The organism is Nonomuraea sp. NPDC049129 (assembly GCF_040648495.1).
GTDB lineage: Bacteria > Actinomycetota > Actinomycetes > Streptosporangiales > Streptosporangiaceae > Nonomuraea.
In genome coordinates, this window is sequence record NZ_JBEZDU010000061.1 from 1 (window position 1) to 8,006 (window position 8,006).

Consider the following 8,006-nt stretch of genomic DNA (forward strand, 5'->3'; position numbering starts at 1 on the left):
CCGTGCACCTGAGAGCGCTTTGACCTGGACTTCTTCGAGGGCGGAGCCTTCAGCAGTCGTGCTGATCATTGACTGTGTGGAGGTCCGGGGTGCCGGTCGAGTTTCTGACGGATGCACAAGCCGCCGCGTACGCGGCGTATGACGGGACGCCGTCCCGTACGGAGTTGGAGCGGTTCTTCTTCCTGGACGACGCGGACCGGGAGCTGATCGAGGGCAAGCGGCGGTCCCACAACCGGCTGGGCTTCGCGGCCCAGCTCACGACCGCGCGTTACCTCGGGGTGTTCCTGGACGACCCGACCGAAATGCCGGCCGAAGTTGTCGACTACCTTGCCGAGCAGCTCGGCATCGCGGACGCGTCGGCACTGAAGGCGTACGGGGAACGGGAGAACACCCGGCTGGCCCACGTCCGTGAGCTGCGGAAGCTCCTGGAGTACACGGAGTTCGCCGAGGCGGAAGCCGAGTTGCGGGTGTGGGTGGACGCGCGGGCGTGGACAACCGGGGAGGGCCCGAAGGCGTTGTTCGACGCGGCGGTGGGGTGGCTGCGTGAGCGGCGGGTGCTGCTGCCCGGTGTGACGACGCTCGCCCGGCTGGTTGCTTCGGTGCGGGAGGCGGCGAACCAGCGGCTGTGGGACAGCCTCTGCGGGCTGCTGAGCGCCGGTCAGCGGGCGGTGCTCGACTCCCTGCTGACCGTGCCGCCCGGTGCGCGGGTGTCGGAGCTGGACCGGCTGCGGCGCGGCCCGGTGCGGATCTCCGGGCCCCAGATGAAGTGGGCGCTTGAGCGGGCGGCGGAGATCGACGCGTTCGGGATGGGTGAGCTGGACGTGTCCGGGATACCGCCGCGGCGGCTGGCGGAGCTGTCGCGGTACGGCGTGGACGGCAAGGCGTCCTTGCTGCGACGTCACGGCGACTCGCGGCGCCTGGCCACGCTGCTGGCCACCGCGGTCTACCTGACGAGCAGGGCGGTCGACGACGCGCTGGATCTGCTGGAGGTGCTGATCGCGACGAAGCGGCTCGCGCGGGCGGAGCGGGAGACGGCAAAGCAGAAGCTGAAGACGCTGCCGAGGATGGAGCGGGCCGGGATCAGGCTGGCGACCGCGTTCCGGGTCGTGTTCGACACCACGAGCGAGCAGGTCGACACCGAGTCCGGGGAGATTAGTCCGCCGGAGGTGGCGACGCTGACGGCGATGTGGGAGCGGATCGAGGAGGTGGTGCCGCGCGAGGAGCTGGCCGCCGCGATCGCCGCGCTGTTCGAGCTGGCGCCGCCGATCGACTCGGACGCGGACGAGGCCTGGCGCACCATGCTGGTCACCCGGTTCCCCACCGTACGGCCGTTCCTGGCGCTCCTGGTCCAGGTCGTCGACTTCGGCGCGACCCCGGAGGGCCTGCCGGTCCTAAAGGCATTGAAGTCCCTGCCCGACCTGATGGGGCGCAAGAAGGTCGGACCCGACGAGATCGACACGTCGCTGCTGGTCGGCTCGTGGCGGCGCCTCGTGCTGGCGGCGCCGCACCTGGAGGCGGGCACTGTGGACTGGAAGGCGTACGTGTTCTGCGTGCTGGAATCCTTCCACCGGCTGCTGCGCCGGCGGGAGGTGTTCGCCAAGAACTCCTCGAAGTGGGGCGACCCGCGGGCGAAGCTGCTGGACGGCGAGGCGTGGGAGCAGGTCCGCCCGACCGTGCTGGCCTCTTTGAACCTGCCCGGCGAGGCGGGTGAGCACCTGGCGGCGCGGGCCGCGCTGCTGGACGGCACGTACCGGGAGGTCGCCGGGCGGGTGCCGGCGACCTCCCAGATCGTGTTCGGCGACGACGGCCGCCTCCATTTCGCCGCCCTGGAGCCGGAGCCCGAACCCGCCTCCCTGATCGACCTGCGGAAGGCGGTGGAGGCGATGATGCCCCGCGTCGACCTGCCGGAGGTCCTGCTGGAGGTGTTCTCGTGGACTGGCGCCGACCAGGCGTTCACCTCGATCACCGGCGGCGAGGCCAGGCTGAAGGACCTGCACGTGACGGTCGCCGCGCTGCTGGTCGCGCACGGCTGCAACGTCGGCTACACGCCAGTCATCGGCGGGATCGACGAGCTGAAGTACGGCAGGTTGTCCCACGTTGACCAGACGTATCTGCGACTGGCCACCTACCGGGCCGCGAACGCCACCCTCATCGAGCACCAGGCGTCCATCGGCCTCGCGCAGGTGTGGGGCGGCGGGCTGGTCGCCTCGGTCGACGGCATGCGGTTCGTCGTCCCCGCCCCCTCCGTCTACGCCCGGCCGAACCCGAAGTACTTCGGGCGCCGGGGCGGCGCGACGTGGCTGAACATGATCAATGACCAGGCGGCGGGGCTCGGCGGGAAGGTGGTGGCTGGCACCCCGCGCGACTCCCTGTACGTGCTCGATGTCCTCTACGACCGGGACGGCGGCAAGCGCCCGGAGACGATCGTCACGGACACCGCCTCGTACTCCGACATCGTCTTCGGACTCCTCACCCTGGCCGGGTTCGCGTACGCGCCGCAGCTCGCGGACCTGCCGGACCAGAAGATGTGGCGCATCGACCGCACCGCCGACTACGGCGCCTTCCAGGAAGCGGCCCGCGGCCGGGTCGACCTCACTCGGATCGAACGCCAGTGGCAGGACATCCTGCGCATCATCGGCTCCATCCACACCGGCGCCGTGCGCGCGTACGACGTGATCCGGATGCTGTCGCGGGACGGGCGGCCGACCCCGCTGGGAGACGCGATCGCGCACTATGGGCGGATCGCCAAGAGCCTGCACATCCTGCGCCTGGCCGGGAGCCCGGCTATCGCCGCCAGATCAAGGCGCAGGCCAACCTCCAGGAGGGCCGCCACTCCCTCGCCCGGACGATCTTCCACGGCCGTTCCGGGCAGCTCTACCAGCGCTACCAGGACGGCATGGAGGACCAGATCGGCGCGCTGGGCCTGGTCCTGAACGCCGTCGTCCTCTTCAACACCCGGTACATGGACGCCGCTGTGAACCAACTGCGCACGGACGGGTTCGACGTGCGCGACGAGGACGTCGCCCGCCTTTCCCCGTTCGTGCGGCAGCACATCAACATGCTCGGCCGGTACTCGTTCGAGCTGCTCGTGCTGCCCGGCGGGATGCGCCCGCTGCGTGACAAGGACGCCACCGACGACGAGTGACGTCGCACGATGGCTCGTCGTGGTCTCCTCCATCTTGACCGAGGCGTCTGCGCTGCCCAGGCCCCGGAGAGGGGTACGGGAGCCGACACACCGGCCGGAGCTGTTACGGCTTCGCGGATCCGCTCGGCGGCCCGGCGGGCCCGGTACGCCTTCTGTCGGCAGGCGGGCCGGTCGTAGACGGCGTCCCGGCGGTGACCGTGGTCCAGGGCGAACCGGTCCGGCTTCTCGTCGTTGGTCAGGTTCCCGTTCATCGGGGTGAGCGCCCGACGGCGAGCCGACCCGGTGCGTGGGCGCGGGGCTGGCTCCTGGTATCAGTACGGCGTGACCTTGCCTGCTGGCTGATCACTTCGCCTGGGAGAGCGAGACCGCGTCGGGGCCGGCGGGGAATCGCAGCTGGCCGGTCGTGTCGTGCACGGCTCGCCACACTGTCTCGGCGACGTCGCTCTCCTTGGTGAACAGGTCCTGGCCTGTGAAGTCGCCCATGGCCTTCTTCGCCCATGGTGCGTAGGGCGCCGGGACCAGCTCGTCCAGCGAGGCGCCCTTCGTCGCGTTGGCCGCGAAGTTCGTCGTCAGGCAGGCGCCCGGCTCGACCGTCTTGGCCTGCACACCGAAGGGCGCGAGCTCGAGCGCGAGGGATGCGGTGAATCCCTCGATGGCCATCTTGCTTGCCTTGTAGACGGCCGAGAGCGGCATGTGGCCCAGCACCACGCTGGAGGTCACGTTGACCACCACGCCGGAGCCGCGCTCGCGGAACTGGGGCAGCACCGCCTGCGTCGTCGCCATCACGCCGAACGTGTTGGTTTCGAAGACTTCCCGCACTCGGGCCATGGGGGTGCCCTCGAACACGCTGATCGACGGGACGCCCGCGTTGTTGACCAGGACGTCGATGGGCCCGGCCGCCTCGAACGCGGCGGTGATGGTCTGGGGCTTGGTCACGTCGAGCTCGACGACGCGCAGCCGGTCCGACTCGGGCAGGACGCCCGCACGCGTAGTGCGCATCGTGGCGATGACGTTCCACCCCTGCGAGTGGAAGTACAGGGCGGTCTCCCGTCCGTATCCGGATGAGGCACCAGTGATCAGAACTGTCTTCATGCGGTGATCCTTGCGATGTAGTGGGACCCGCGAATAGACAGGCATTTTCCTGCCCCGCGGAAGAACTGGTGATCCCATTGAATCGCTCTGACCTGCTGGAATAGTAGAACTATCGTCGCTTCGTCTTGCACAATCCTCCCTCATAATCCGGCCGCTCAAGGAAGGACGCCTGCGGTGCTTCGCAGGCGGGCCGCGTCCCGGCTCGGGGGTGCGCCGAACTGGCGGCGGTACTCGCGGCTGAACTGCGACGGGTTGTCGTAGCCGACGCGGTGGCCGACTCCGGTGACGTCGCCCGGGTGGGTGGCGAGTAGCAGCCGGGCCTCCTGGAGCCGGATCTGTTTCTGGAACTGGATGGGGCTCATCGCGGTCACCGCCTGGAAGTTGCGGTAGAACGCGGAGACGCTCATCCCGGACAGCCGTGCCACGTCCTCGACCCGGAAGGGCTCGGCGTAGTGCTCGCGGATCCAGCGCACGGCCCGGGCGACATGGCTGAGGCCGCTGTCGGCGAGGCCGAGCTGGCGCACCGTCGCGCCCTGCTCGCCGGTGATCAGGCGCCACAGGATCTCGCGTTTGACCAGCGGGGCCAGTACGGCGCGGTCGCTGGGCTCGTCGAGCAGGCGCAGCAGCCGGACCACCGCGTCGAGCAGCGCGGGCGGGGCGTCGCTGACGGCGATCCCCGACGGAGTGCCTCCAGCGGGGCGGGGGGTGTCGCCGGGACCGGCTTGCAGCAGCAGTTCGGCGACGGCGGACGGTTCCAGCGTGAGGCCGAAGCCGAGGGCCGGCTGCTCGGGGGCGGCCTGGGTGAACTGTCCGGTGACGGGCAGGTCGACGGATGCGACCAGGTACTGCCCGGCGCCGTACGCGTAGACCCGGTCGCCCAGCGCGAGGCGTTTGGCGCCCTGGGCGATGACTGCGAGCACCGTGCCGGACATCGAGGGCGCCGGCGGATCCGGCCGGTCGACCTTGGAGATGAGGACGCCGTCGATGGCGGTGGTCCAGTCGGGCCGGGCATGCCGGGCCAGCAGGGTGCGGAGCTCTTCGAGGTGCATGCGTCCATTGCAGCACTGTCTGTGCTCAATTCCCGTGCTCGCGAGGATCGTGCAAGTACCAGCGAGCATCGTTCTAACGTTTTCGCAGGTCACGGCGATTGAATGGAATCACCTCACTCCATCAACGCAGAAGAAGGCCTCCATGATTGCCACGTACGGCTTCAACGCCACCCTGACCGCCAGGCCCGGAATGGGCGACCGGCTCGTCGACCTGCTGCTGACCGGCCTGCACGAGGGCAGCCCCGGCGCGAGCGAGTACTGCGTCGTCTACCTCGTCTCCCGTTCCGCGTCCGCCCCCGACGTCGTCCACGTCACCGAGGGCTGGACCAGCGAGGAGGACCACCACCGGATCTTCGCCGGCGAGGCCGCCCAGGCCATCGTGGCGCAGATCGGCGGACTGCTGGCCAAGGAGTCCGAGTACACCGACTACGTGCCGGTCCGCGGCAAGGCCGCCTTCTGACTCGCCGAACACCCCACACCCCAGCCCGTGCCGCCGCGGTGCCCGCTGAGGCGCCCCCTCCTCGCCCGACCGTCCCGCCACCACCCACGAAAGGCAACGACCATGACTACGGCACGACCCGCCCTCGACCCCGAACTGCATGAACTCTTGGCCGACATGCCGCTGATGTCCCAGCTCAGCCCGGAAGTGCTGGCGCAGGTACGCCCCTTCTCCTCGATGCCCGTCGATCCCCTCCTCGAAGGTCGCGCGATCGACCGGCGCGAGGTCACCGCTGCGAGTCCGGACGGCACCACGATCCCCTTGTCCGTCTTCAGTCCCGCGAACACCGATCGCACCACCGCCGCACCCTGCGTCTACTGGATGCACGGCGGCGGGATGGTCATGGGCGACCGCTTCTCACAGATCGACATCCCGCTGGAGTGGCTCGACGAGTTCGGCGCCGTCGTGGTCTCCGTCGGCTACCGGCTCGCGCCCGAGGCCACCGGCATCATCCCGGTCGACGACTGCTACCAGGGACTGCTCTGGATCGCCGACCACGCCGAAGAACTGGGCATCCACCCCGACCGGATCATCGTCGCAGGCGCCAGCGCGGGCGGCGGTCTCGCCGCCGGCGTCACCCTGCTGGCCCGCGACCGCGACACCCCGACGATCGCCGCCCAAGTCCTGATCGGCCCCATGCTCGACCACCGCAACACCACCACCTCCAGCCTCCAGTACTCGAACGGGCCCGGCGTCTGGACCCGGGAGATGAACGGATTCGGATGGCGCTGCCTCCTCGGCGACCTCACCGACGACGAGGTACCCGCATACGTCTCACCCTCCTTGGCCGACGACCTCGCGGGCCTGCCGACCACCTACATCGACGCCGGCTCCGCCGAAGTCTTCCGCGACGAGGCCACCGACTACGCCACCCGCATCTGGGCTGCCGGCGGCCAGGCCGAACTCCACGTCTGGGCAGGCGGCTTCCACGGATTCGACGCCCTGTCCCCTCAGGCACACATCTCGGCCACAGCCCGCCGAACCCGCACCGACTGGCTCGCCCGGCTCCTGCCCACGAACCCCGCCGCATAGGTGAAGTCGACGAGTTTCGGTCGTACGCTTCAGCCTTGGCTAAGACCTCAGCGTCTGCTGTCTCCGGGCGCGAGCAGGCTGGTGACCTCGGCGATCGCCTCCGCCGAGGGGTGGAAGTAGCGCCGTACGTTCTCCGGCTTCTTGTGCCGGGACTTCGCCATCAGCATGGGCAGGCTGGCCCCGGCCTCGCCGAGGTGGGTGAGACCAGAATGGCGGTATTCGTGCAGGTCCCAGCCTGTGCCCGGCACCCCGCCGACTGCGGTGTGGGCGTCGAGCAGGGCGCGGGCCTGGCCGTACGACAGCCGGACCAGCCCGGTGTCCGGGCACACGTCACGCGGCGCGATGACCTTGCTGGGACCCGGCTTGCGGTGGGTGACGAACACCGGCCCGCGTGTGCGGCCCTTGATCAGCCGGGGCAGCAGGCGGGCGGTGCCGGCGTCCCAGTACACGGGCTCCATGACGTAGTCCTCGCGCGGGGCACCGCGGCGGCGGGTACGCGGCTTCGAGCCCTTGGCCTTCACCGGGGCCCTGCGGGCGGCAAGGTCCAGCTCCTCGATGTTGACGCCGAGGATCTCCTCCGCCCGCGCGACGGTCTCGTACAGCATCCGCCACAGCGTCTTCTCCCGCAGGTGGACCTCGCGCCGGGCGATCAGCCGGTCCACGGCCATCTTCGAGCGGGCCGGGGTCTCCGAGTCCGGCGGGGGCATCCGCTTCACCCAGGCCGGGACAGCCGGGCCGTCGTATCCGCGCTCGACACACCAGCCTAGCCACGACAGCACCGCCGCCCGCCGGGCGTTCCACGTGTTGACCGCGGCCTCGCCCCACAGTTGTTCGAGGGCGCCGCCGATCTCGTCGTCCGCGACGGTGGCGAGCGGGCGGGCATCACCGAGGTGCTCGGCGGTCTTGCCGACGCCAATTCCGTACGACCGGAGCGTGTTCGCGTTGTCGAGCGAGTCGAGGAACACGTCGGCCGCCGCGCGGACGGTCAACGCCTTTCCGACGGGCAGTCGTACGACGGCGGGCACCGCTTCCCCCCTTGCCACAGATAACGGGGCCGCTTCGTACACAGCCCCGAGAACGTCGCCGCAGGTCGTGATCAGCGATGCCGCAGATAATAGAGCGTTATCTGCGGAAGACTTCAGACGGGTCCCGCCGCCGACCATCCGTCAGCCGCCCACCAGGGCCGATC

General features: G+C 69.9%; 5 protein-coding genes and 1 pseudogene. 3 read left to right on the forward strand and 3 right to left on the reverse strand.

The features are described 5' to 3' along the window. Positions 1-89: 89 nt before the first annotated feature. Positions 90-3,145, forward strand: a pseudogene (locus AB0B64_RS60555) (Tn3 family transposase). A gap of 342 nt (positions 3,146-3,487) precedes the next feature. Here AB0B64_RS60555 and AB0B64_RS60560 read toward each other — a convergent pair. After that, on the reverse strand, positions 3,488-4,237 hold the full coding sequence (locus tag AB0B64_RS60560) for an SDR family oxidoreductase (RefSeq protein WP_357962565.1): 750 nt from the start codon (positions 4,235-4,237) through the stop codon (positions 3,488-3,490). A 155-nt stretch (positions 4,238-4,392) separates the two neighbouring features. Then, complete coding sequence (locus AB0B64_RS60565) at positions 4,393-5,286, reverse strand: AraC family transcriptional regulator (protein ID WP_148646602.1); 894 nt, start codon at positions 5,284-5,286, stop codon at positions 4,393-4,395. Between the two features lie 142 nt (positions 5,287-5,428). Between AB0B64_RS60565 and AB0B64_RS60570 the strand changes: the two genes are divergently transcribed. Further along, positions 5,429-5,746 carry an antibiotic biosynthesis monooxygenase gene (locus AB0B64_RS60570; protein ID WP_350600099.1) on the forward strand — a complete coding sequence of 106 codons (318 nt, stop codon included), beginning with the start codon at positions 5,429-5,431 and terminating at the stop codon, positions 5,744-5,746. Between the two features lie 102 nt (positions 5,747-5,848). Continuing rightward, positions 5,849-6,817: an alpha/beta hydrolase gene (locus tag AB0B64_RS60575; RefSeq protein ID WP_358207558.1), complete on the forward strand. Its 969-nt coding sequence runs from the start codon at positions 5,849-5,851 to the stop codon at positions 6,815-6,817. Positions 6,818-6,864: 47 nt separating this feature from the next. Here the strand turns inward: AB0B64_RS60575 and AB0B64_RS60580 are convergent, their stop codons facing one another. Then, positions 6,865-7,842 carry a site-specific integrase gene (locus tag AB0B64_RS60580; protein WP_357962570.1) on the reverse strand — a complete coding sequence of 326 codons (978 nt, stop codon included), beginning with the start codon at positions 7,840-7,842 and terminating at the stop codon, positions 6,865-6,867. Positions 7,843-8,006 lie beyond the last annotated feature (164 nt).